The following is a 20,548-nucleotide window of genomic DNA, read 5'->3' as shown; positions in this document are numbered from 1 at the left end:
ATGACCATCCGCAACGCCGGCCTGCTGGTGGCTTTGTTCCTGGTCGCCTCGGCTCCCTTTCCGCCTGCGCAAGCGCAGGACAGCAGCAGTCAGCAGGCCGAGGGCGGTGATCTTCAAAGGAGCGCTGCCGGAGCCGAATATGCCTCGCAGTGCCAGCAGAACGGCTTGCGTTGTACGCTTGTCTACGGCGACGCCTCTGCAAAAGCTGCACCGGCATCGAATACGACGACATCGTCACCGCAACGCAAGCCGTTGATGACGCCGCGGGAACCGGTCGTCAGCGGCCCCCTGGCGGTTGCCGTGGTGCTTGTCGGTCTCATCGTGGTCATCGGATTGTTGATACGCTTCGGCAATGGCGGTGTCTTGCTCTCATCGGCTCCCCGCGAGATGAAGCGACAAGGCGAAGCGCCGGAAAGCTGGCGCACATCAGCCGCCGAAGCTGAGGAAAAGCCGAGCGATTTCCTGCAGCGTATTGCGGCCATGGCGGATCGGCGGCAGGCGCTTGTCCTGCTGCTCAGACATTGCCTGCTGCACGCCGCGGATATCACCGGAACACGTCTTTTCCGCGCCGATACGGAACGCGCCGTTTTCGCCCGCCTGCCGAAAAATATGCCCGACCGCGAGCGGCTTGCAAATTTCCTGACTGCGGTGGAACTCGTTCACTACGGCGGCCGCAGCGTTGCGGAAAACCATTTCAGCATCCTTCTCTCGACGGCGCGCGATCTTCTGTCGATCGGCAGATTGACCCATGCGTAGGTCAGCCCCCGTTTTAATCCTGGTTCTTGTGCTTGGGCTCGCAGCACTGGCGCTCTTCTGGCTGCCGCGGGGCAGCGATTACGACCGCTCGCCGCTCGGCAACAAGGGATTGGAATTGTGGCTGCAGTCCAAGGGAATCCCTGTCGTCCGATCCGACCCGCATATCGCCCGAACGAGTTCGGAAATCTCGCTGCGCATCGTTCCCCTGTCGCTCCGCCAAGGCGAGGCTGTCGCATCGCCGGCGGGCGAAGAAGCGGATGAGGCGGATCCGGAAAGCTCAGTGCAGGAATCAAGTCGCTACGCGCTGCCGACGCTGATCATTTTGCCGAAATGGCGCGGCAGCGTGTCGACCGATGGTGTTGCCAGCGCAGCGGGACTGATTGACCTCACCGACATCCGCAGCGAACTCGACAGGATCGGTTATTCAGATTTGAGTGTCGATCGCAGCGAGAGGGGATTTGAAGAGGCACATCCGCGCCTGACGCCGGATCAGCCAGTCAGCATCGCCTTGTATAACGCGCAAACCTTCGATTTGGCGCGCCTGCCGTCTTCCTGCAAGGAGCTTGCGGGCACGCTGACCGGTGCGCTGCTCGTCCATTGCGAGAACTATCATCACGCCTATCTCCTGTCGGATCCCGACCTGTTGAACAATCACGGGCTGGCTCTGGCCGATAATGCCGCCTTTGCCGCGTCGCTCGTCACGCTGTTGCGCGGGACAGCGCAGCGGCCGGTCTATCTGGATACGGCCGACCAGCCTCTGGACAGCGAGAAACCGGTTGACGAAGGCAAGACCTATGAGCGCTCAGCCTCCGATCTCAAGCGGTTTTTCGCTTATCCGCTGTCACTCATCTGGGGAACGCTGGTCGTCGTCGCAGCGATCTGCTTCTGGCGGGGTGCCTATCGCTTCGGGCCGGCGTTGCGCGAGGCATCTGCAAACGTCGAGCTGTCGAAGACCGCCGCGATCGACGCCACGGCGCGGCTCTTGCGCCTGTCGGGCAATGACGGGCGGATGGCCGGCCAGTTCGTGCTGCATCTGCTTGCCGACAAGGCGCAGCTGCTCTTTGGTTCCGGAGCCGGCAATCAGGCCGGCATAGCGCGGCTGTTTCAACGCCTGGCACGACAGGACAAGGCAGCCGCGCAGGCCTTGCACGCCGCAGCCGAGGCACTGATCGAACGCGGACATGTGATGACGCGTGCGGACCTGCACCGCAATCTCGATACATTCAGAAAATCGCTGGGGAGCTTTGACCTTGGATCTAAGTGAATTTCGCAATCTTATCGCCACCGTTCGTGGCGAAATCGGCAAAGTGGTGCAGGGGCAGGATGCGCTCATCGATCTCGTCCTGATCTCGATCTTTGCCGGCGGGCACTGCCTCGTCGAAGGTCCGCCGGGTACGGCCAAGACCCTGCTGGCCCGCTCGGTTTCCGCCGCCATGGCGCTGGATTATCGCCGCATCCAGTTCACGCCCGACCTGATGCCGGGCGATGTGCTCGGCGTCAATCTCTTCAACTTCCAGACCAATCAGTTCCATCTGACCAAGGGGCCGGTCTTTACCGATATCCTTCTGGCCGATGAGATCAACCGCGCCCCGCCGAAGACACAATCGGCGCTGCTGCAGGCGATGAACGAGCGGATGGTGACGCTTGACGGAACCGATTACTCCCTGGGACCGGATTTCTTCGTGCTTGCGACGCAGAACCCGATCGAACAGCAGGGCACCTATCCTCTGCCCGAAGCCCAGCTCGACCGCTTCCTGTTCAAGCTCGTCGTCGATTTTCCCGACCGCGATACGGAAATTGCCATCCTCTCCAAACACGCCAAGCAGGCGCTGCAATCGGATATGCGCAACGCCGGCATCCGCCCGCTCGTCACCAGCGCCGCGCTCGCCAAGGGACGCGCGCTGATCGATGCGATCCATCTGGACGGCACGATCCTGACCTATGTCGTCGACCTGGTGCGCGCCACCCGCTCCGATGCCGATATTCTCTACGGCGCATCGACCCGCGCCGCCGACGCTCTTGCCTCTGCCGTGCGCGTGCGTGCGGCCTTCGAGGGCCGGGACTACGGCTTGCCTGACGACGTCCAGGCATTGCTGGTGCCGGCGCTTCGCCATCGCATCATTCTCTCGCCTTCGGCCGAAATCGACGGCCGCACACCGGACGAGGTGCTCCGTAACATCGTGAACCGCGTGGACGCGCCCCGTTAAATGCGGCCATCCCGGTATCTGATCACGCTTGTGCTGATGTTGGCGGCGGTGACGGTTTTCGTCAGCGTGTGGTGGCACGATATGGGCTACCTCCTCATCGGCCTGTGGGTCGCGCTTGCGGCAATGACGGCAGGCGATCTGGTAATGTCGGTCCTGTCGGGCCGGATGACGGTGGAATTCGATCTGCCGCCGCAAGGCTTTGTCGGCCACACCGCCGCGTTTACGCTCGCCATCCAGCCTCAGAAGGGCGCGGTGCCCCGGAATATCGAGATCCGGCTCGATTGCGCGCCTGAGCTTGTCGTCGGCGAAAGCAGATCGGCGAGTGGCACATCGGGCGAGGGAGAAGAACAGAGCAGGGCTGCCTTCGATCTTCGTCTGACGCGACGGGGACGATACGCCGTCGATGACCTGTGGCTGAAATGGCCGTCGCGGCTGAAGCTGCTCGACCTGATCGCGCGCATGCCGGTGGGGAAAGAGATCGCCGTGCTGCCCGACATATCGCCGGTGCTGTCGGGAGCGGTCAAGACCCAGATCCTGCCGCTGGAAGCCGGCCAGAAGGATCTGCGGCTGCGCGGCGAAGGATCGGAATTCCATCAGCTGCGTGAATTTGCAAGCGGCATGGATCCGCGCAGCATCGATTGGAAGCGGTCCGCCCGGATGCGCAATCTGGTCGTGCGCGAGATGCGGGCCGAACGAAACCACCAGATCATCCTGTGCGTCGATTCCGGCCGGCTGATGGCCGAACAGCTCGGGGGTTTCACCAAACTCGATCGCGCCATCAACGCCGCGCTGGCAATGTGCTGGGCCGCAGGACTTGCCGGCGATCTCGTCGGTTTCTACAGCTTCGACAGCCGCCCCCGCCTGTTCGTGCCGGCCTTGCCCGGAAGAGCGGCCTTTCCGCGGCTGCAGACGATGTGCGCCGAGCTGCGTTACGAAACCCAGGAGAGCAACCATACGCTGGGACTGACGCATCTGTCCGGGCGTTTGAAACGGCGATCGCTGATCGTGATATTCTCTGATTTCGTCGACAGCATCACGGCGGAGCTGATGATCGAGAACATCCAGGTGCTCGCCCGGCATCATTTCATCGTCTATGTCGCCCTGCGCGATCCGATGCTGGCAAAGTTGACAGAACCCGAGGAGGTGACGCTGGACGCCGTCGCCCGCTCCGTGGCCGCGCGCCAGATCCTGCAGGAGAGGCGCACCGTGATGGAAAAGCTGGCGCGTCTCGGCGTGCTCTGTCTCGACAGCACGCCGGAGGCACTGACCTCGGATCTCATTGGGCGTTACATCGAAATCAAATCCGGTGAGATGATATGATGGATGTCGGTATCGGCGGCAGGAGAGAAATGGGCGCGACGGAGAACGTCGGCGCCATCCAGACCGATATGCTTCGCTCGGCGCGCTTCCGGGTGGAGCGTGAAGCGCACTGGCGTCAGCTTGATGACCTCGTGACGCGGGCCGAAAAGGGTGGCGCAGCAGCGCTTGGTTATGACGAGGTCCGCAATCTCGCCGGCGGCTACAGGCAGGCGATGAACTCGCTGAGCGTGGCGCGCGACATTTCCCTCGACCGTGCGCTGATCGCCTATCTCGAGAGCCTCTGCGCCCGGGCCTATCTGGTCGTCTACGCGCCGCAGGAAAGCCTCGGCGGCCTGGTCACCCGCCTGCTGGTGCAAAGCATTCCGCAGGCGGTGCGCCGATCGGCCCTGCCTCTGTTCATCGGTTTCCTGGCGCTCGTGCTGGGGGCGCTTGCCGGCTACAAGCTCTGCAACAGTGACCCGAGCTGGTTCTATACCTTGGTGCCGCCGGACCTCGCCGACCAGCGCACCCCGGACGCATCGGCCGAATATCTCCGCTCGACGATCTATGGCAATGAAGGGCATGACAGCGACAGGCTGGCCGCTTTTTCCGCCTTTCTCTTTTCCCACAACACCACCATCGCCGTGCTGATTTTCACGCTCGGCATTTTCGTGTCGCTGCCGAGCTTCGTCCTGACCTTTTACAACGGCCTGATCCTGGGCGCCTTCTTCGCGATGTTTGCCCGCAAGGGATTGGGTTACGAGGTGTTCGGCTGGCTTTCGATCCACGGCGTGACCGAGCTTGCGGCCATCGCCATTGCCTGTGCCGGCGGCGCAAGGCTTGGCCTTGCCGTTCTTCTGCCGGGTGAACGGACGCGCAGGGAGGCGTTGCGCCACCAGGGGCATGATGCCGTCAAGCTCGCGATCCTGGCGGCGCTGATGCTGATCGTGGCGGCCTTCATCGAAGGCTTCCTGCGCCAGCTGATACAGGATCCGATCTGGCGCCTTGCCGTCGGCTGGGGCATGGGCCTCTTCTGGATGGGCTGGCTGCTGTTTAGCGGCCGCGACAGCAAAGTTTCGCGTGAGCCTGTGCGATGAACCAGTCAGTTCAGAACAGCAAGCGCGTCGAATGGTTCATCCCGCCTGAAGGGGTTCCGATCACTTTCGCGATCGGCTCCATCGGCAGCCGCCTCGGCGCGCAAATCCTCGACATCATCTTCACCAATATCCTCATCTTCATCTGCGCCTTCCTGATCGCCTTCACAGGAATCCTGCCTTCGAACGTCGAGGCGATGCTGATCGTCCTGCTGGGCTTCCTGGTGCGGACCCCCTATTACATTCTCTCGGAGCTCATCTGGAACGGGCGTACGCTCGGAAAAAAGATAACCGGCATCCGCGTCATCAACGCCGGCGGACGGCGGCTGACGCCGCACCAGGTGACCGCGCGCAACCTGATGAAAGAGGTGGAGATCTTCGGCCCGATGAGCCTTCTGGCATCGGTCGCCACTCAGTCGGGATGGGAAATCGTTTTGACGAGCGCCTGGCTTCTGGTGGTGGTGATCGTGCCGCTCGCCAACCGGCGCCGGCAACGCCTTGGCGACATCATCGCCGGCACGTTGGTCATCGATAATCCGCGCTCGGTGCTTTTGTCCGACCTCGCACTGTCCGCACCCACCGCCGCCGCGCAGCTGGAATTCGAATTCTTGCCCCAGCATCTCGATGTTTACGGCAAATATGAGCTGCAGACGCTGGAAGACGTGCTTCGCGACACGACAAAGAACGCCCAGAGCCAAGAGATCGTCCAGATCGTGCGCACCATTACCCGAAGGATACGCTATCCCGACACCGTCAAGCCCGGCCAGGAACTGCTCTTCCTCAACGAATTCTATCGCGCCCAGCGTGAGCATCTGGAGAGCTTGAAGCTGTTCGGAACGGTGCGGGAGAATAAGTATCACGAGCATACGCGGGCAGAGGCGAAGAAACTTGTTTAAGGGGGTGGAAGTGCCGGCAGAATATTGGGCATCGTCACCTCTCAACCGGCAGGGCGCATGCCGCGCCCGATTGAATGCCCCGGCTGTCATAGCCCTTCTTCCGATCGAACGCTGAAAGAATTGTGGTTTCGAACTGCAGACAATTGACTTCGGAAATGCGCGAAGTTGTAGTGCGCTCAAAAATTGTAATTTAGGGGTAGTATAGTGAAGCTGCGTATTTTGGGCGCTATCGCGCTTGTTCTTGCTGCGACGGGTCATGCTCAGGCTGACGATCGCAGAGCCGCAGCGGCATTCTATTTTCACAGTTTTACGAAATCGTCATGCGGCTTCAACATGACGGCAGAATCGGCAGAAAAAGCTGCAGCCACTCTTGGAATGAGTGATCTTCACGACCCATTGTTTCCGGCGGTGGCAGCAGTGTGTACGGAGGTGAAAAAAGGGAATAAAAGCAAGGCCATCGAGATCCGGGTTCGCGACAGCCACAATGTGCTGCGCAAAGTCACGCTGGAAAAAGCCAAATGGTGGCAGTGACGGAGCGGCTCTTGAAGAGATCGCCAACGGCATTATGGATGGCTGGCCGCATACCCTTATCGCGAGGATTCGCGCCCAGACATTTGGCCGCCACTCTCCCCGACCAATTCCCATATACCCACCTTCTCCGCCCGGCCCTTCACCTGTGCTAGACCGAGCGACCGAAACGCGAAACGATCGCCGACGGCGTTATGGATGGCGGCGCTGACCAGGATCGACGTACCGAATTCCTTGTTCAATCCTTCCAGGCGTGAGGCGACATTGATCGTATCGCCCATGGCCGTGTATTGCTGGCGCGAAATCGCCCCGAAACTGCCAACGACGGCCGGGCCTGTGTGCAGGCCAAATCGCGTGATGAGAACAGGACGGCCGTTCCCTCTGTTCTCCTCGTTAAGGCCGTCGATTGCCGCCTTCATCGCGAGCGCGCAGCGGCAGCCGTTTTCGGCGTGTCTGTCATCCGCAACGGGGGCGTTCCACATGACGAAAATGGAATCGCCGAGATACTGCACGACCGTCCCGCCGTGGCGCTCGGCGATGATGTTCAAGAGCTCGAAATAGGCTGACAGCGTATCGACCACGTTTTCCGGAGAATTAAGCTCGGATATGGTCGTGAAGTCCCTGATATCGGTGAACAGCACGGTTACATCCTGGCGCTTGGCTTTGACGACCGCGCGCCCTTCAGGGCTGATGATGCGACGGACCACTTCACGCGGAACGTAGAGGGCAAATTGGCCGATGGCATGGCGGCTTGCCGAGAGCGCGCCGGCCAGTGTGTTGATCTCCGTTATCCAGGAATGCGAGGCGGCCTTCTCGCCAAGATCGAGATCACCGATCCGCCGCGCCTCGTCGGCGAGCCGATAGAGAGAGCGGCTGACTATGCGGGAAAGCACCACCGATGCGCCGACTCCGGCGATCAACAGGGCGCCGGCGATCAGGAGGTTGCGAACGAGCAGCCTATGCGCCTCCTCCACGAGGTCTTCGAGCGGCACGACGATGGCGGCCGTGCTGCCCTTAAACAGGCCGGAGACGCTGACAGGGACGATCTGCACCAGGTGGCTTTCGCCCTCGATATCGAGCCGCGCCAGGCCGCCGCTTGCGAAGGCGGGATCCTGCCTGAGCCTGACCACAGCTTCCAGGCTCCTGTCGAAACTGTTTGCCGTCGCGGCGAAGGCGCCTGATGTTCTCGCCCACAATCCGATGATCCTGCTCATGATCTGAGCGTCGGAATGAGCCACGAGATTGCCGCCGCCATCGACGATGTAGGCTCGGGCATGCGGAGAAATCCCCTGCGCATTCAGCAGACGGCCGATCGTCTGCAGATGAATGTTGATGCCGACGACCACCCGGCCGTCACCCTTCATCGGCGCCGCGATCGTCAGCGTCGGAACATTGAGCGTTCCGGTCACATAAGGCCCGACGGAAACCGGCACACCATCCTGGACGACGGATTGGTACCAGGGACGCTGCCGCGGATCGAAGGATGCGTAGTTGGTGTCCCGCTCGCCGATCGGTCTGGCCCGGCCGTCGAGAAAGCGAAGCGTCGAGATGACATTCGCGCCTTGTCTCTCCGCGATCGTTCGGATCGCGAAGGCCGTGCCATCTGGCGCTGCCAGCGCCTGACGGACATCCTTTCTGGCGGTGTTGATGACCTGCAGATAGGAGCCATCGGGATAGCCGGTGTAAACGCTCGTCGCCTCGGGGACGTTTCGCAGAACCTCGAGAAAGACGTCCTGTTTTGGCTCGATATCCTGAGACGGCGGGGAAATGAGCTGCGGCAGGGTCGATGCCAGCGCCACCGCCTCGGTGCCGCCCTGAAGCGTACTTTTATAGCCCTCGATCAGCCGCAAGCTCATCTCGCGCATCTGCTGCGCGCCGGCGCTGACCGCAGCAGCGCTTCCCTGCCAGAATGCCATCCAGATGATGGGCATCGACGTGCACAGCAACGACGCGACGACCAGGACGCCGAGATGCACTCTGAGCGGTTTGGACCAGCGCACGAGCTCCCCCTCGCAATGCGGACACGTCTCAGCGCACCTAGCGTTCCGATGCTCGTCCACCTGTGCGGAATGAGCGTTCCCAGCGATGCCAGCTAACTGCTTTTTTCGGGCTTGCACAAGGCGTCGATGTGAACATGGCGCGTGCCGCGGATAGCTTGACTGCGCCTTTGAGCATTGCGGGAAGAGAGGGGCGCTCGGCCCGTTGCGAATGGCGGTCAGCTACGGCAAAAACAGCACGTTATACTGATCGAACTCCACCGGCAGATCGCGCACCTTCATCTCCTCCTCGCGGTCCTCGAAGAGCACGAGGCAGTCCTCGTAGTAGCCGGAGAGCAGCGATATGAAAGTTCTCGTTCCCTCAGTCCCGTAGAAGAGCGGCGTGAACTCCATGTGGAGCGGCACGCGGCGGGAAAGCAGCGGCTGCATCGAGCGGCAGGCGACGGGCTCGTAGCCTTCGATATCCATCCAGACGAGGCCGATCGTGGCCGGGTCGATCGAGAGGTCGGCCAGGATTTCGGAGACCGGTTTCACCGGCACGCTGATCCTTCGGTCGGTCGGGCTCTGGCGGAGAGCGCTGCTCTTGCCGTGATTGTTGCGGTTCAGGAAAAAGTCGATCTCGCCGTCGCACTCGCCGGCGGCGCAATTGACGAGGCGGACCTTCTCTTCCAGCCGGTTCTGGCGGATGTTGAGTTCGAGCAGCGGGAAATTGCGCGGATCGGGTTCGATGCTGACGATCTCGGTATAGGTGCCGCTCAGGGCGAAATAGACGGTCTGGGTGCCGATATTGCCGCCGATCTCGAGCAGCGTCGCCTCCTTTCTCAACAGGCCGCGTTCGCGCAGGATGGCGATCAGCCGATCGACGGTGTCGCGCTCGAAATGGCCCTTCCGGAAGACCTTGCGGCCGATATAGTCGGCGGGCGAAAAGGTCATCAGATGATCGCCGGCGTCGACCGTCATCGAGACGACGCGCGGCCCGATATTTTCGATCAGCAGCCGCCGGCCGAAGCGGGTGTCGAAGATGCGCGATGCCGCAGCATTACGCGCCTTGCGCAGGCGGCGGCTCCAATATTTGGCGGTGAGCCAGGGCTTGCCGGGCATCAGTCTTTTCCTTTGAGCGGTTCTGCCGCTTTCTCTCTCGGAATGACATAGACTTTCAAGGGCAGGGCCCGGCCGCGTACGTTGATTTCACGGCTTTCGATGCCGGAAAGATCGGCGCCGGCGAGCGTCGCCACCGGCTCGGAAATGACGATCGCCGCCTCGAATTCCTTGGCGGCGCTTTCCAGCCGGCTTGCGACATTCACCGTATCGCCGATCGCCGTCATGCTGCGCACCCTTCCATATCCCATCGTGCCGACGACGGCCGGGCCGGTGTGGATGCCGATCGCGATGCGTAGCGGCAGCGTCAGTTCGTCGGCGAGTTCTGCAGCGAGCTTTTCGATCTCGGCGACGATTGCCGCGGCAGCGGTCAGTGCCTGGCGGCAGGCCTCCTCCGGCGTCGTGCCGAGGCCGAAGAGCGCCATGGCGCCATCGCCGATGAATTTGTCGAGCCGCCCGCCCGCCTGCTCCACCGCCTTGCCGATGATGGCGAAATAGCGGTTCAGCAGGAAGACGACGTCGAAGGGCAGGCGCGTTTCCGTCAGCGTGGTGAAATGGCGAATATCGACGAAGAGCACGGCGATCTCGCGTTCGCGGCCGGGGCTGGTCTCCTGGCTGTTGGCGGGAAGGGCGGTTTCGACTGCCGGCACGAGAAGCGGCGCGACCGCCACGTCGCGGTCCGGGCGCAGCTGGCAGGCAAGGCGGACGTCGGGGCCGGCATTGATGCGCTTGAGCGTCGTCTGTTCCATCTTGTCGGGCGCGGGCAGGCTTTCATAGTCGCCGAGAATCTGAACGCGGCAGGTGGAGCATTGGCCTTTGCCGCCGCAGACGGAATAATGCGGCAGGCCGCCGAGCCGGCTTGCTTCCAGCACCGTGAAGCCGCGCGGTACGCGGATCACTTCGCCGCCCGGATAATGCACCGCCACCTGATCGAGGCGCTCCTTCAGCCGGCGCCGGGCGCGGGCGACGACGACGATGAGCAGCGAGGCTGAGAAAGCCCCGTAGAGCCCGGCGCGGACAGCGGCGATCCGGGCGCGAACCTCGGGGTCCTGGAGATAGTGGGCGTTGAGGTTCACCTCGTAAGGATTGGTCGCCAGCTGATAGGAGGGATCGGCAAGGGTGCGGCCCATCTGGACGAAACCGAGAACGGAGAGCACCGGCACGAGGATCGCCAGCGCCAACAGCAGCGGCGCGGAGCCCGCATACCACGGCCGGTAGCGCAGCCAGAAATGAATGCCGATGCAGCCATGGAACCAGACGGCGATGACGCCCAGCACCTGGCGCGCGCCATTCGCCGGGTTCTTGATCCAGAGCTGCTCGACGACGGTCTCGTAGTCGTCGAAATAGCCATAGAGCTCATGGGCGATGCGCGTGCCGATGACATGATCGATCAGAAGCAGCGGGATCAGCAGGCCGAGCACGAGCTGTGCCGTCTCCCCCTTCGGCATGACCAGGCTGCGGCGCATGTAGATGGCGCGCAGCACCAGCCCCATATGGGTCAGCACGGAGGCGTAAAACACTGCGGTGCCGACGGGATTGCGCCAGATGGCGAGGAAAAGGTGGCGGGCCTTGTCGGCGGCGGCAAGCGAAATCAGCCCGAGCGCATGGTTGGACAAATGCAGCAGCACGAAAATGAAAATGATGAGGCCGGAACCGAGCCTCGCCCGTCTGATCGCGCGCTCCGAAAAAATCCCTGTGACTGAGGCCGTCGTCATTCATTCCCGTTCTTGTCGATGTAACCGCAGGCTCTTAGAGATTGCGAAAAAGGCGGAATTGCTTCGAGCGCGATCACATTCCATATGCTTATGCGCAAGTTTTAGAGAATGGGACAATAGCGGAATTTTTCGCTCGGCCGTGAGCGCCGATTTGGAAACAGTCTGTCTTACAGGGGATGCGGCATGCGGGTGGCTTTCTACGCGCCGATGAAATCGCCGAACCATCCGGTGCCGTCGGGCGATCGGCTGATGGCACGGCTGCTGATCCGGGCGCTGGCGCTTGCCGGGCACGAGGTTGAGGTCGTCTCCGAATTCCGCACCTATGCGGCAACCCCGGAGGCAGCAGCCGCGCTCGGAAACGCCATCGCTCTCGAAGGCGAGCGGCTGCGGCTGAAATGGCAATCCGCGCCGCGCCCCGAACTCTGGTTCTGCTATCACCCCTATTACAAATCGCCCGATCCCTTTGGGCCGGCGATCTCCGCCGAATTTGCCATTCCCTATGTCACCGCCGAGGCCTCCTATGCGGCAAAGCGGGACGGGACCGGCTGGGCGACGCAGCAGAAGCGGGTGGGCGAGGCGGTCCTGCAGGCGGCCGTCAATATCTGTTTCACCGGGCGGGACCAGGCCGGGCTTGCCGCCGCCTTTCCGCAGGCGCGCCTTGCCGGCCTCAAGCCCTTCATCGATACGGCGCCGTTCGAGAGCCTGTCGCCGGTGCCCGATCCGCGCCGGCTGATGGTGGTGGCGATGATGCGGGCCGGCGACAAGATGGAGAGTTATGCGATGCTCGCAAAGGCTTTGCGGCTGATCGAAGGCCGGCCCTGGACGCTTGCCGTCATCGGCGATGGTCCGATGCGCCAGCAGGTGCAGACGCTGTTTGCGGATTTCCCCACCGGCCGCATCGAATGGCTGGGCGAGCGGGATGGAGCTGACATCGCCGGCTTGCTCGGATGCGGCGGCCTCTATGTCTGGCCCGGCTGCGGCGAGGCGTACGGGCTTGCCTATCTGGAAGCCCAGGCCGCCGGCCTGCCTGTCGTCGCGCAGCAAACGGCCGGTGTGCCTGCCGTGGTCGAACCCGAGGTGACCGGCCTGCTCACGCCCGAGGGTGATGTCGCCGCCTATGCCGGCGCCGTCGCGGCCTTGCTTGACGACGGGCAAAAGCGCGACGCGATGGGGCAGGCGGCGCGGCGCTTCGTGCTTGCGGAACGCTCGCTGGCGACGGCGGCCGCGCGGCTGGACGGGATTTTGCGCGACTATGCAGCAACGGGAGTGGTGCGATGATCGACGGGATGAGCTTCGAGCCGCTGCAGCGCGAGCTCGACCGCTGGCAGGCCGCCGGCCGCGTAGCCCGCTTCTGGTTGCGCGACGACGATGCGATCGAGCCGACGCCTCATCTGGAAAGGCTGCTGGCGGTCACTGGCGAGAGCGCGGTGCCGCTGACGCTCGCCGTCATTCCCGGCCTGACCGGCGAGGCGCTGGCCGCCCGGCTGGCGGCGGAATACGCCGTCAGTGTCGCCGTGCATGGCTGGTCGCATACGAACCATGCCGGGCCGGAGCGTAAGAAGCAGGAACTCGGCAGCGATCGGCCGGCGGACGTCGTGCTCGGTGAACTGGCCGAAGGGTTCCGGCTGCTGGAGCGGCGACATCCCGACCGTTTCCTGCCGGTGCTGGTGCCGCCGTGGAACCGGATCGACGCCGCCCTCATCCCGGCGTTGCCCGGCCTCGGCTTTGCAGCGCTTTCCGTCTACGGGCGGGCCAAGCCGGGTGGCCCGCTGCCGCTTCTCAACACCCATGTCGATATCATCGACTGGCACGGCACGCGCGGCGGCCGCGGCGGCGAGGAGCTGGTGGCCGAACTGGTGGCGGAGTTGCGCGACCGGTTTGCCGGCAGCGACGAGCCGATCGGGGTGCTGACCCACCATCTGGTGCACGATGCAGCCGCCTGGAATTTCCTGTCGGCACTGTTTGCGGCGACAGGCCGGCATCCCGCCGTCCGCTGGTCGGGAGCGCCGGCGCTGCTGCAAACTTAGTCCGTCAATCAGACGGCATGAACGCGTCCGAGGAAGTCCCGTATCAGGGCCGTGACCGGCTCCAAATGCGTCTCGAGCAGCCAGTGTCCGCCGACGAGCAGATGCAGTTCGCCATCCGGCAGGTCGCGGAGATAGGCCCGCGCCGACTTTTCCGGCATGTAGTGGTCGTTCGGCCCCCAGACGATCAGGGTCGGCGGTCTGTTTTCCCTCAGATATTTCCGGTGCGCGGGAAACCAGGCGCGGTTCTCTTTCAATCCGGCGATCAGGTCGATGGCGATTTCCTTGCGCCGCGGCGTCACCAGCGACCAATGCAGCTTCCAAAGATCCGGCGGGATGGTCTCGGCGAGAGGCGGCGGCAGATCATTGAGGAATTCCTCTTTGAAAGTCTCTTCGCTGATCGCGTCGGCCAGCGCCTTTTTCATCTCCGCCGGCGGGAGGCTCCATGTCGCCTCGATATCCGCATATTTCGGCCCGAGGGCGTCTTCATAGGGGATGTCGCCGTTCTGGATGATCAGCGCCGTGATCCTCCCGGGATCTCTGATTGCCAGCCGCGTGCCGATCGGCGAGCCGAAATCATGGAGGTAGAGGGCGAAGCGGCTGACGTCGACCGCGCCGACGAAGGCCTCCAGCCAGGCGGCGTAGCCGTCGAAGCTGTAGTCGAAATCGTCGGGGGTGCCGCTGTAGCCGGCGCCGGGGAAATCCGGGGCAATCAGACGCCAGCGGTCGGCAAGGCGCGGCATCAGATTACGAAACTCGTAGGACGAACAGGGATAGCCGTGCGGCAGCAACAGGACCGGAGCAGCCGGTGGACCGGCCTCGCGATAGAAAGTCTCGATGCCTGCGACCGTCATGACGCGATGCCGGACGAGGCCGGCCACGCTCACCTTCGGTCCTCCTCATGCTGCTCGGCGCCTTCCACCGGTTGCAGCCACGTTTCGCGGCGCTTGATCCAGAGTTCGTAGCGCGGCACGAGGGGCGTCGGGGCTTCGGACAAAATACCGAGCTTGATTTCGGCCTCTTCGTCATCGACGGAAAACAGCCGCGAACCACAGCCGGTGCAGAAATGCCGGCCGCGAAATTCGCCGGTTTCCCCCGAATATTCGAATTGGGCGGCGGGCCAGATTCCATAGAATGTGAAGGCCGAGCCGCTCTCCTTCCGACAGTCGGTGCAATGACAGATGCCGACGCGCAAAGCTTCGCCCCGAACAGAAAGCTGCACCTGCCCGCAGAGGCAGTTTCCGGAAAGCACGGTCATGGCTGATACCCCGTTGATGATCTTGCGATTCCGGGGAAACGGCCTGCCCCTGCATCTGTTCCCTCAGCAGCTCGCGCATTGCGGGCTGCCGATGGTTCAGATCACCACGGTCTGATTGTCGCGGGCGGCGAAGGCGCCGGGGAAAGCGGCCTCGGCCTGCGCTTCCATCTCGGCCAGCTGTTCATCCGTGCGGGAGGGGGCGTGATGGAACAGCGCGAAGCGCTTGGCGCCGGCCATCTTGGCAAGTTCGGTGCCGTGCTGCCAGGTCGAATGGCCGAAGCCCTTGAAACGCTGCATCTCGTCTTCATTGTAAGTGCAGTCGTAGACGACGAGATCGGCGCCTTGCATCATCTCCAGCGACACCGGATCATAGCTGCCGGGGATATGCTCGATGTCGTAGATCAACGCGATCGACCGGCCCTGCCATTCGATGCGGTAGCCGATGGCGCCGCCCGGATGGTTGAGCGTGAAGGTCTTGATCTCGATGCCCTCATGCGGGCTCAGAACTTGGCCGGCATGGAAATCGCGGAAGTTCATCGTTGCTTGGCAGATGTCGGTTTTAACAGGGAACCAGGGCGGGCTGATGAACTGCTCGACCATTTCCCGTGTGCTCATCTTGCCGTCGAGATGGCCCGACCAGATGTTGACGTTGATCGAGGGATAATAAATCGCCTTGAAGAACGGCAGGCCGATAATGTGGTCGTAGTGGCAATGGCTGAAGAACAGATCGACGTCGCTGACGCCGTCGGCAAGCAATGACAGCCCCGCCTCGCGCAGGCCGGAGCCCGCGTCGAAAAGCATCCGATGGTTTCCGCAGCGAATTTCGATGCAGGAAGTGTTACCGCCGTAGCGGTCGAATTCGGGGCCCGACACGGGAATACTGCCGCGGACGCCCCAAAATTTTATCTGAAACAGTTCTGTCGTCATCGTTTTTCAAACCGGCCTTCCCGCATCGCCATCGTACTCATAGTTTATCCCGATGCGAAGCAGCAGAATTCCACGGGTTTGCCTGCGCCCCCTTTCATTCTCCTAACCGCTAGCGGAAGAAGAAGTAGATTTTCCTAAGCAATCGGCTTTCGCGTCGGAAAGCAACCCAGTATGGTTGGTTTTCGGTAAATGGGCTGCTCGAGGCGGGCGTTTTCCGCAAGTCATGTCTATTAGATGGTTGCGCGCGATCGAAAAAACAATTTGGGCGCTCTCACGTGCGAATCCGACTTGGGGCCGTGGCTTCAGGCTATTCCAAGCTTCTTGATACTTCCTATCGACTTCCCGGCGAGCCGCAGCGAGGCGGCCGTTGCCATGGTCATCTGCGGCAGTAGCAGCCATTCGAGCGTCCAGGCGGCACCCGAGCGTTCCTGTTCATGGACGAGCGACTGGTGGATGCCGGAGAGCGCCGTGGCATTGAAGCGGGCAAGCGAGACCAGGACTTCGGCGGCGACGGGGTTCTGTTTGTGGGCCATGGCCGAGGAAGTGCCGCCGCCTGAAATTTCGATCTCGCGGCCCACCTGGGCGAGCAGGGCAATATCCTGGCCGATCTTGCCGAGGCTGCCCGAAATCGAGGCGAACAGGCCGGAGATATCGGCGATCTCCAGGCGCGTGCTCTGCCATTGGTTGATGTCGGTGAGGCCGAGTTCCTGGGCGAGTGAGGCGCGGATGGCTGTGGCCTGCGACCCGAGCTTGTCGAGCGTGCCGGCGGCGCCGCCGAATTGGACGGGGAAATTCTGCTCAGTCAGGCGGTCGCGATAGGTCGTCAGCGGTGCGCGCCAGGCAGCGAGACGGTCGGCGACGGTGATCGGGATCGCGGCCTGCATGCGGGTGTGGCCCATCAGCCGGTTGCCGCCGAACCGGCGGTCGAGCCCGTCCAGCCCTGCAATGACGGCGGAAAGCCGGCCGGCAAACAGGAAAACCACCGCCTTCAGACGGATCATCAGGCTGGTGTCGATGACATCCTGGCTGGTGGCGCCGAGATGCAGGCTTTTTGCTGCTTCCTCGCCGACCGCGGTGCGCAGCTGCTTGATGAAGTCAGGGACGACGACGCCGTCCCGCGCCGTTGCCGCGCGAAGACTGGCGATATCGGGGGAGAAGCCGGTGCAGGCTGCGGCGATCTTTCTTGCCGCTTCCGCAGGAATCAGGCCATGGGCGGCTTCCGCCTTCGCCAGCGCGGCCTCGAAGGCGGCCATGGCGCGGATATCAGCCTCGGCGGAGAAATAGGACGCGATTTCATCGTCGCCGACGAGGCCGGAGAGGAAGGGGTGGTCGAAGGGCGATACGGTCATGGATTGCTCGTTTGTGGTCGTGGCCCCCTCATCCGGCTGCCAACCGGGGTCGAGCCGCCGGTCTCGACCCGTCCTTCGGACCCCCGAGGGGAGAAGGGGCATGAGGCAGCGCCGGCGCCTATGGGCATGTCTCTCGTATGGCACATCCCCTCTCCCCTTGGGGAGAGGGTAGGGCGAGGGGCTACGGGCACCGGGCTTTCCGTAGAAGCCACCAGCCCCTCAAATATCCAGAAACACCGTTTCGTCAGGACCCTGCAAATGGATGTCGAAATGACACGTCGCACCGTCGCGGGTGGCGATCATCGTCGCGACGCGCTCGCGATGTTCGATGCGCGATAGCAGCGGATCGGCGGCGTTGGCCTCCGTCTCCTCCGGGAAATACATGCGCGTCTGCAGGCCGATATTGATGCCGCGGGCGGCGATCCAGACGGTGATGTGCGGGGCCATCTTGCGGCCGTCCTTGAAGGGGACGCGACCGGGCTTGATGGTCTCGAAGCCGTAGACGCCGTCCTCGCTGCGGGTCGGGCAGCGGCCCCAGCCGGTAAAATTCGGGTCGGCGGCGCCGCGCATTTCAGAGGGGCTGTTGTAGAGGCCGGCGCTGTCGGCCTGCCAGATCTCGACGACGGCGTCGCGCACCAGAGCGCCGGCGCCGTCGAAGATGCGGCCGGTGACGGTGATGCGTTCGCCGAGCGTCTTGTCGTTGATCATCGCCACGCCGAGATCGCTGTCATAGACGCCCGTTATGTCGCAGAAATTCGGAGTCAGGCCGATATGGACATACGGGCCTGCCGTCTGCGAGGGGGTTTCCTTGAGATAGCCGAGCTGCTGCATCAATTGCCCTCCAGCCTGTTTTCGAACATCGTCGAGCGGCGGCCGCGCAGCACGATATCGAATTTGTAGGCGCGTGAATCCATCGGGATCGTGTTGCCCCAGTCGAGCGGCGCGATCAGCTGCTCGATCGCCGCCTTGTCGGGGATCGTGCCGACGATCGGACATTTCCAGATCATCGGATCGCCCTCGAAATACATCTGGGTGATCAGCCGCTGGGCAAAGCCGTGACCGAAGATCGAGAAGTGGATATGGGCGGGGCGCCAGTCGTTGACGCCGTTCGGCCAGGGATAGGCGCCGGGCCGCACCGTTCGGAAATGATAGCGGCCGTCCTCGTCGGTGATGGCGCGGCCGCAGCCGCCGAAGTTCGGGTCGATCGCCGCCAGATAGCTTTCCTTCTTGTGGCGATAGCGCCCGCCGGCATTGGCCTGCCAGAACTCGACCAGCGCACCGGCAACCGGCTTGGCGCGTTCGTCGAGCACGCGGCCATGAACGATGATGCGCTCGCCGATGGCGCTTTCGCCGGGGCGCGCGTAATTCAGGATCAGATCATTGTCGAGCTCGCCGATCATCGAATGGCCGAAGACCGGGCCTGTGGTTTCGGAGATCGTGCCGTCGAGTGAGAGCAGGGCGCGCTGCGGCGCGCGCAGCACCGACGTCTTGTAGCCGGGCGTCAGCGCCGGCGCATGCCAGCCGCGATCACGGGCAAAGAAGGCGCCGGTCTCCGGCTTGCTGTTTGCTCTTTCAGTCATGTTTCCCCCTCAGGCCGCTTTTTCGGCGTCCATTTGCGCAAAGGCCTGTTTGGCGATCTTGATCGCGTGATTGGCGGCGGGAACGCCGGCATAGATCGCCACATGCAGGAGCGCTTCGCAAATATCCTCGCGGGTGGCGCCGGTATTGGCAGTGGCGCGCACATGCATGGCGACCTCATCGTCCTGGCCGAGCGCCGCCAGCAGGGCGATGGTGACGATCGAGCGCTCGCGCTTGCTCAGCACAGGACGCGACCAGACATGGCCCCAGGCCGCTTCGGTGATCAGTTCCTGGAAGGGGCGGTCGAATTCGGTGGCGGTGGCAGCGGCACGGTCGACATGGGCGTCGCCGAGCACGGCGCGGCGGGTCGCCATGCCCTGCCGGTAGCGTTCGGAGGGGGTCTCGTTCATGGGCTGCTGTCTCCAGGCGAAATCGATGTGAGGAAGGCGCGGATGATCGCCGTCAGCGCTTCCGGCTGCTCGACGCAGGGAATGTGGGCGCAGTCCGGGATGAGCTCGTAACGGGCGCCGGGGATCAGCTTTGCGGTCGCCAGCACGAGATCGGGCGGCGTCGAGCCATCCTGGTCGCCGACGATGCAGATCGTCGGGACAGCGATCCTCTTCGCCGCCTCGGTCAAATCGGCATCGCGGATCGCTTCGCAGGCGGCGATATAACCTTCGACCGGCTGGCGGGTCAGCATGTTGCAATAACCTGAATAGGCTGTGTTCTCGGGCCGGCGGAAGGCGGGCGTGAACCAGCGCTCCATGACGGTGTCGACGATGCTGCCGATGCCGTTTTGCTCGACGGCGGCGATGCGGGCATTCCAGCTCTCGGCCGTGCCGATCTTATGGGCGGTGTCGCTGAGGATGAGGGCGCCGACAAGATCCGGCCGGCGCTGATAGAGCGATAGGGCAATGAGGCCGCCGACGGAGAGGCCGCAGATGACGGCGTTCTTCACCGACAGCAGATCAAGCAGGCCGGCGAGATCGGTCGCATGGTCCTCGATCGATGTGGGGACCTGGCCGACATCGGAAAGCCCATGGCCGCGCTTGTCGTAGAGCAGGATGGCGAAGTCGCCGGCAAGCCGCACCACGACATCGCGCCAGATGCGGAAATCCGTTCCGAGCGAATTGATGAAGACGATCACCGGCCGGTCGGCGGGCGCGCCGATGACCTGATAATGGATCGTGACGTCGTTTATGCGGGCGAACTGCACTTCACATCCTCATCAAGTTAGCTCAGCCGGGGGGCCGGCATCGTTTGGTTCCACTGGCGAAGCGCGTTGACACGGATACCCGCGCCGCGAATGGCTCTGTCCGTCTCTCCACTCTCCGGCATCCACCAGCCGCCGCGGCATGGATCCTCGGGTCAAGCCCGAGGATGACGGAGGGTGGGGCGGCGTTTCGCCAAACTCGCCAGCCCTACAAAGCACGCCGCGTCTCGGATGCTGCATCAGGCCGGCTTTCACCTCTCCCTTCAGCCGGCTTTACGCCACGAATGGCTCCGTCCGTTCCCCCGCCCTCCGTCATGCTCGGCCTTGAGCCGAGCATCCACACGGCATCCACCGATAGTCGCGCCATGGATCCTCGGGTCAAGCCCGAGGATGACGGAGCGTGGGGCGGCGTCTCGCCCAACTCGCCACCCTACAAAGCACACCGCGTCTTGGATGGTTCACTAGGCCGGCTCTTCCCTCAATCGGGTTTACGCCGCGAATGGCTGCGTCCGTCTCTCCACACTCCGTCATGCTCGGGCTTGACCCGAGCATCCACGCGGCATCCACCAAGCAGCCGTGGCATGGATCCTCGGCTCAAGGCCGAGGATG

20 protein-coding genes are annotated in these 20,548 nt (G+C 63.1%); 9 read left to right on the top strand and 11 right to left on the bottom strand.

Annotated features, from left to right (window positions below; all coding sequences use genetic code 11):
• The 7 genes from EFD56_RS09130 to EFD56_RS09100 all read left to right on the top strand — a co-directional run bounded on the left by EFD56_RS09130 (position 1) and on the right by EFD56_RS09100 (position 6,783).
• Positions 1–756 (top strand): hypothetical protein, encoded by a 756-nt coding sequence (locus tag EFD56_RS09130; RefSeq protein WP_126905101.1) that lies wholly within the window; start codon positions 1–3, stop codon positions 754–756.
• Positions 749–2,020 (top strand): hypothetical protein, encoded by a 1,272-nt coding sequence (locus EFD56_RS09125; protein WP_126905100.1) that lies wholly within the window; start codon positions 749–751, stop codon positions 2,018–2,020. Before EFD56_RS09130 ends, EFD56_RS09125 begins: the two co-directional genes overlap by 8 nt.
• Positions 2,007–2,963, top strand: a complete 957-nt coding sequence (locus EFD56_RS09120) for an AAA family ATPase (protein ID WP_085743978.1) — start codon at positions 2,007–2,009, stop codon at positions 2,961–2,963. Before EFD56_RS09125 ends, EFD56_RS09120 begins: the two co-directional genes overlap by 14 nt.
• The gene (locus EFD56_RS09115; RefSeq protein ID WP_085743979.1) at positions 2,964–4,283 is read left to right on the top strand and encodes a DUF58 domain-containing protein; all 1,320 of its coding nucleotides are present in this window, start codon (positions 2,964–2,966) and stop codon (positions 4,281–4,283) included.
• On the top strand, positions 4,283–5,359 hold the full coding sequence (locus EFD56_RS09110) for a stage II sporulation protein M (protein ID WP_085743980.1): 1,077 nt from the start codon (positions 4,283–4,285) through the stop codon (positions 5,357–5,359). Before EFD56_RS09115 ends, EFD56_RS09110 begins: the two co-directional genes overlap by 1 nt.
• The gene (locus EFD56_RS09105) at positions 5,356–6,252 is read left to right on the top strand and encodes an RDD family protein (protein WP_085743981.1); all 897 of its coding nucleotides are present in this window, start codon (positions 5,356–5,358) and stop codon (positions 6,250–6,252) included. Before EFD56_RS09110 ends, EFD56_RS09105 begins: the two co-directional genes overlap by 4 nt.
• 204 nt (positions 6,253–6,456) lie before the next feature.
• Positions 6,457–6,783: a hypothetical protein gene (locus EFD56_RS09100; protein ID WP_037114777.1), complete on the top strand. Its 327-nt coding sequence runs from the start codon at positions 6,457–6,459 to the stop codon at positions 6,781–6,783.
• Positions 6,784–6,839: 56 nt separating this feature from the next.
• On the opposite strand, the gene EFD56_RS09095 is transcribed toward EFD56_RS09100, so the two are convergent.
• From EFD56_RS09095 to EFD56_RS09085, 3 genes are all read right to left on the bottom strand, one after another.
• A complete protein-coding gene (locus EFD56_RS09095; protein WP_085743982.1) occupies positions 6,840–8,780 on the bottom strand; it encodes an adenylate/guanylate cyclase domain-containing protein in 1,941 nt (646 codons plus the stop codon).
• Between the two features lie 219 nt (positions 8,781–8,999).
• Positions 9,000–9,878, bottom strand: a complete 879-nt coding sequence (locus tag EFD56_RS09090; RefSeq protein WP_010009200.1) for an FkbM family methyltransferase — start codon at positions 9,876–9,878, stop codon at positions 9,000–9,002.
• Complete coding sequence (locus EFD56_RS09085; protein ID WP_085743983.1) at positions 9,878–11,590, bottom strand: adenylate/guanylate cyclase domain-containing protein; 1,713 nt, start codon at positions 11,588–11,590, stop codon at positions 9,878–9,880. The genes EFD56_RS09090 and EFD56_RS09085 overlap by 1 nt, the downstream gene beginning before the upstream one ends.
• A gap of 183 nt (positions 11,591–11,773) precedes the next feature.
• On the opposite strand from EFD56_RS09085, the gene EFD56_RS09080 reads away from it, so the two are divergent.
• Complete coding sequence (locus EFD56_RS09080; protein WP_085743984.1) at positions 11,774–12,868, top strand: glycosyltransferase family 4 protein; 1,095 nt, start codon at positions 11,774–11,776, stop codon at positions 12,866–12,868.
• Complete coding sequence (locus tag EFD56_RS09075) at positions 12,865–13,617, top strand: polysaccharide deacetylase family protein (protein WP_010009603.1); 753 nt, start codon at positions 12,865–12,867, stop codon at positions 13,615–13,617. Before EFD56_RS09080 ends, EFD56_RS09075 begins: the two co-directional genes overlap by 4 nt.
• Before the next feature lie 8 nt (positions 13,618–13,625).
• Here the strand turns inward: EFD56_RS09075 and EFD56_RS09070 are convergent, their stop codons facing one another.
• The 8 genes from EFD56_RS09070 to pcaD all read right to left on the bottom strand — a co-directional run bounded on the left by EFD56_RS09070 (position 13,626) and on the right by pcaD (position 19,942).
• Positions 13,626–14,468 carry an alpha/beta fold hydrolase gene (locus tag EFD56_RS09070; protein WP_126905182.1) on the bottom strand — a complete coding sequence of 281 codons (843 nt, stop codon included), beginning with the start codon at positions 14,466–14,468 and terminating at the stop codon, positions 13,626–13,628.
• Positions 14,469–14,497: 29 nt separating this feature from the next.
• On the bottom strand, positions 14,498–14,872 hold the full coding sequence (locus EFD56_RS09065; RefSeq protein WP_010009600.1) for a GFA family protein: 375 nt from the start codon (positions 14,870–14,872) through the stop codon (positions 14,498–14,500).
• 96 nt (positions 14,873–14,968) lie between these two features.
• Positions 14,969–15,799 (bottom strand): MBL fold metallo-hydrolase, encoded by an 831-nt coding sequence (locus EFD56_RS09060; protein ID WP_004675494.1) that lies wholly within the window; start codon positions 15,797–15,799, stop codon positions 14,969–14,971.
• Between the two features lie 302 nt (positions 15,800–16,101).
• A complete protein-coding gene (locus EFD56_RS09055) occupies positions 16,102–17,148 on the bottom strand; it encodes a 3-carboxy-cis,cis-muconate cycloisomerase (protein WP_085743985.1) in 1,047 nt (348 codons plus the stop codon).
• 219 nt (positions 17,149–17,367) lie between these two features.
• Positions 17,368–17,979 (bottom strand): protocatechuate 3,4-dioxygenase subunit alpha, encoded by a 612-nt coding sequence (gene pcaG, locus EFD56_RS09050; RefSeq protein WP_085743986.1) that lies wholly within the window; start codon positions 17,977–17,979, stop codon positions 17,368–17,370.
• On the bottom strand, positions 17,979–18,728 hold the full coding sequence (gene pcaH, locus EFD56_RS09045; RefSeq protein ID WP_085743987.1) for a protocatechuate 3,4-dioxygenase subunit beta: 750 nt from the start codon (positions 18,726–18,728) through the stop codon (positions 17,979–17,981). Before pcaH ends, pcaG begins: the two co-directional genes overlap by 1 nt.
• Before the next feature lie 9 nt (positions 18,729–18,737).
• Complete coding sequence (pcaC, locus tag EFD56_RS09040) at positions 18,738–19,136, bottom strand: 4-carboxymuconolactone decarboxylase (RefSeq protein WP_085743988.1); 399 nt, start codon at positions 19,134–19,136, stop codon at positions 18,738–18,740.
• Positions 19,133–19,942, bottom strand: a complete 810-nt coding sequence (pcaD, locus tag EFD56_RS09035) for a 3-oxoadipate enol-lactonase (protein WP_085743989.1) — start codon at positions 19,940–19,942, stop codon at positions 19,133–19,135. Before pcaD ends, pcaC begins: the two co-directional genes overlap by 4 nt.
• Positions 19,943–20,548: the final 606 nt, after the last annotated feature.

This window comes from Rhizobium phaseoli (genome assembly GCF_003985125.1).
Taxonomy (GTDB): domain Bacteria; phylum Pseudomonadota; class Alphaproteobacteria; order Rhizobiales; family Rhizobiaceae; genus Rhizobium; species Rhizobium phaseoli.
The sequence above is the reverse complement of the archived record's forward strand: the minus strand, read 5'-3'. Positions and strand labels throughout refer to the sequence as shown.

Coding starts and splice junctions, on each gene's coding strand:
- EFD56_RS09075 (WP_010009603.1), top strand. CDS start 12,865: ATGATCGACGGGATGAGCTTCGAGCCGCTGCAGCGCGAGCTCGACCGC.
- EFD56_RS09065 (WP_010009600.1), bottom strand. CDS start 14,872: ATGACCGTGCTTTCCGGAAACTGCCTCTGCGGGCAGGTGCAGCTTTCT.
- EFD56_RS09070 (WP_126905182.1), bottom strand. CDS start 14,468: ATGACGGTCGCAGGCATCGAGACTTTCTATCGCGAGGCCGGTCCACCG.
- pcaC (WP_085743988.1), bottom strand. CDS start 19,136: ATGAACGAGACCCCCTCCGAACGCTACCGGCAGGGCATGGCGACCCGC.
- pcaH (WP_085743987.1), bottom strand. CDS start 18,728: ATGACTGAAAGAGCAAACAGCAAGCCGGAGACCGGCGCCTTCTTTGCC.
- EFD56_RS09110 (WP_085743980.1), top strand. CDS start 4,283: ATGGATGTCGGTATCGGCGGCAGGAGAGAAATGGGCGCGACGGAGAAC.
- EFD56_RS09085 (WP_085743983.1), bottom strand. CDS start 11,590: ATGACGACGGCCTCAGTCACAGGGATTTTTTCGGAGCGCGCGATCAGA.
- EFD56_RS09115 (WP_085743979.1), top strand. CDS start 2,964: ATGCGGCCATCCCGGTATCTGATCACGCTTGTGCTGATGTTGGCGGCG.
- EFD56_RS09080 (WP_085743984.1), top strand. CDS start 11,774: ATGCGGGTGGCTTTCTACGCGCCGATGAAATCGCCGAACCATCCGGTG.
- EFD56_RS09125 (WP_126905100.1), top strand. CDS start 749: ATGCGTAGGTCAGCCCCCGTTTTAATCCTGGTTCTTGTGCTTGGGCTC.
- EFD56_RS09060 (WP_004675494.1), bottom strand. CDS start 15,799: ATGACGACAGAACTGTTTCAGATAAAATTTTGGGGCGTCCGCGGCAGT.
- EFD56_RS09090 (WP_010009200.1), bottom strand. CDS start 9,878: ATGCCCGGCAAGCCCTGGCTCACCGCCAAATATTGGAGCCGCCGCCTG.
- EFD56_RS09055 (WP_085743985.1), bottom strand. CDS start 17,148: ATGACCGTATCGCCCTTCGACCACCCCTTCCTCTCCGGCCTCGTCGGC.
- EFD56_RS09130 (WP_126905101.1), top strand. CDS start 1: ATGACCATCCGCAACGCCGGCCTGCTGGTGGCTTTGTTCCTGGTCGCC.
- pcaG (WP_085743986.1), bottom strand. CDS start 17,979: ATGCAGCAGCTCGGCTATCTCAAGGAAACCCCCTCGCAGACGGCAGGC.
- EFD56_RS09105 (WP_085743981.1), top strand. CDS start 5,356: ATGAACCAGTCAGTTCAGAACAGCAAGCGCGTCGAATGGTTCATCCCG.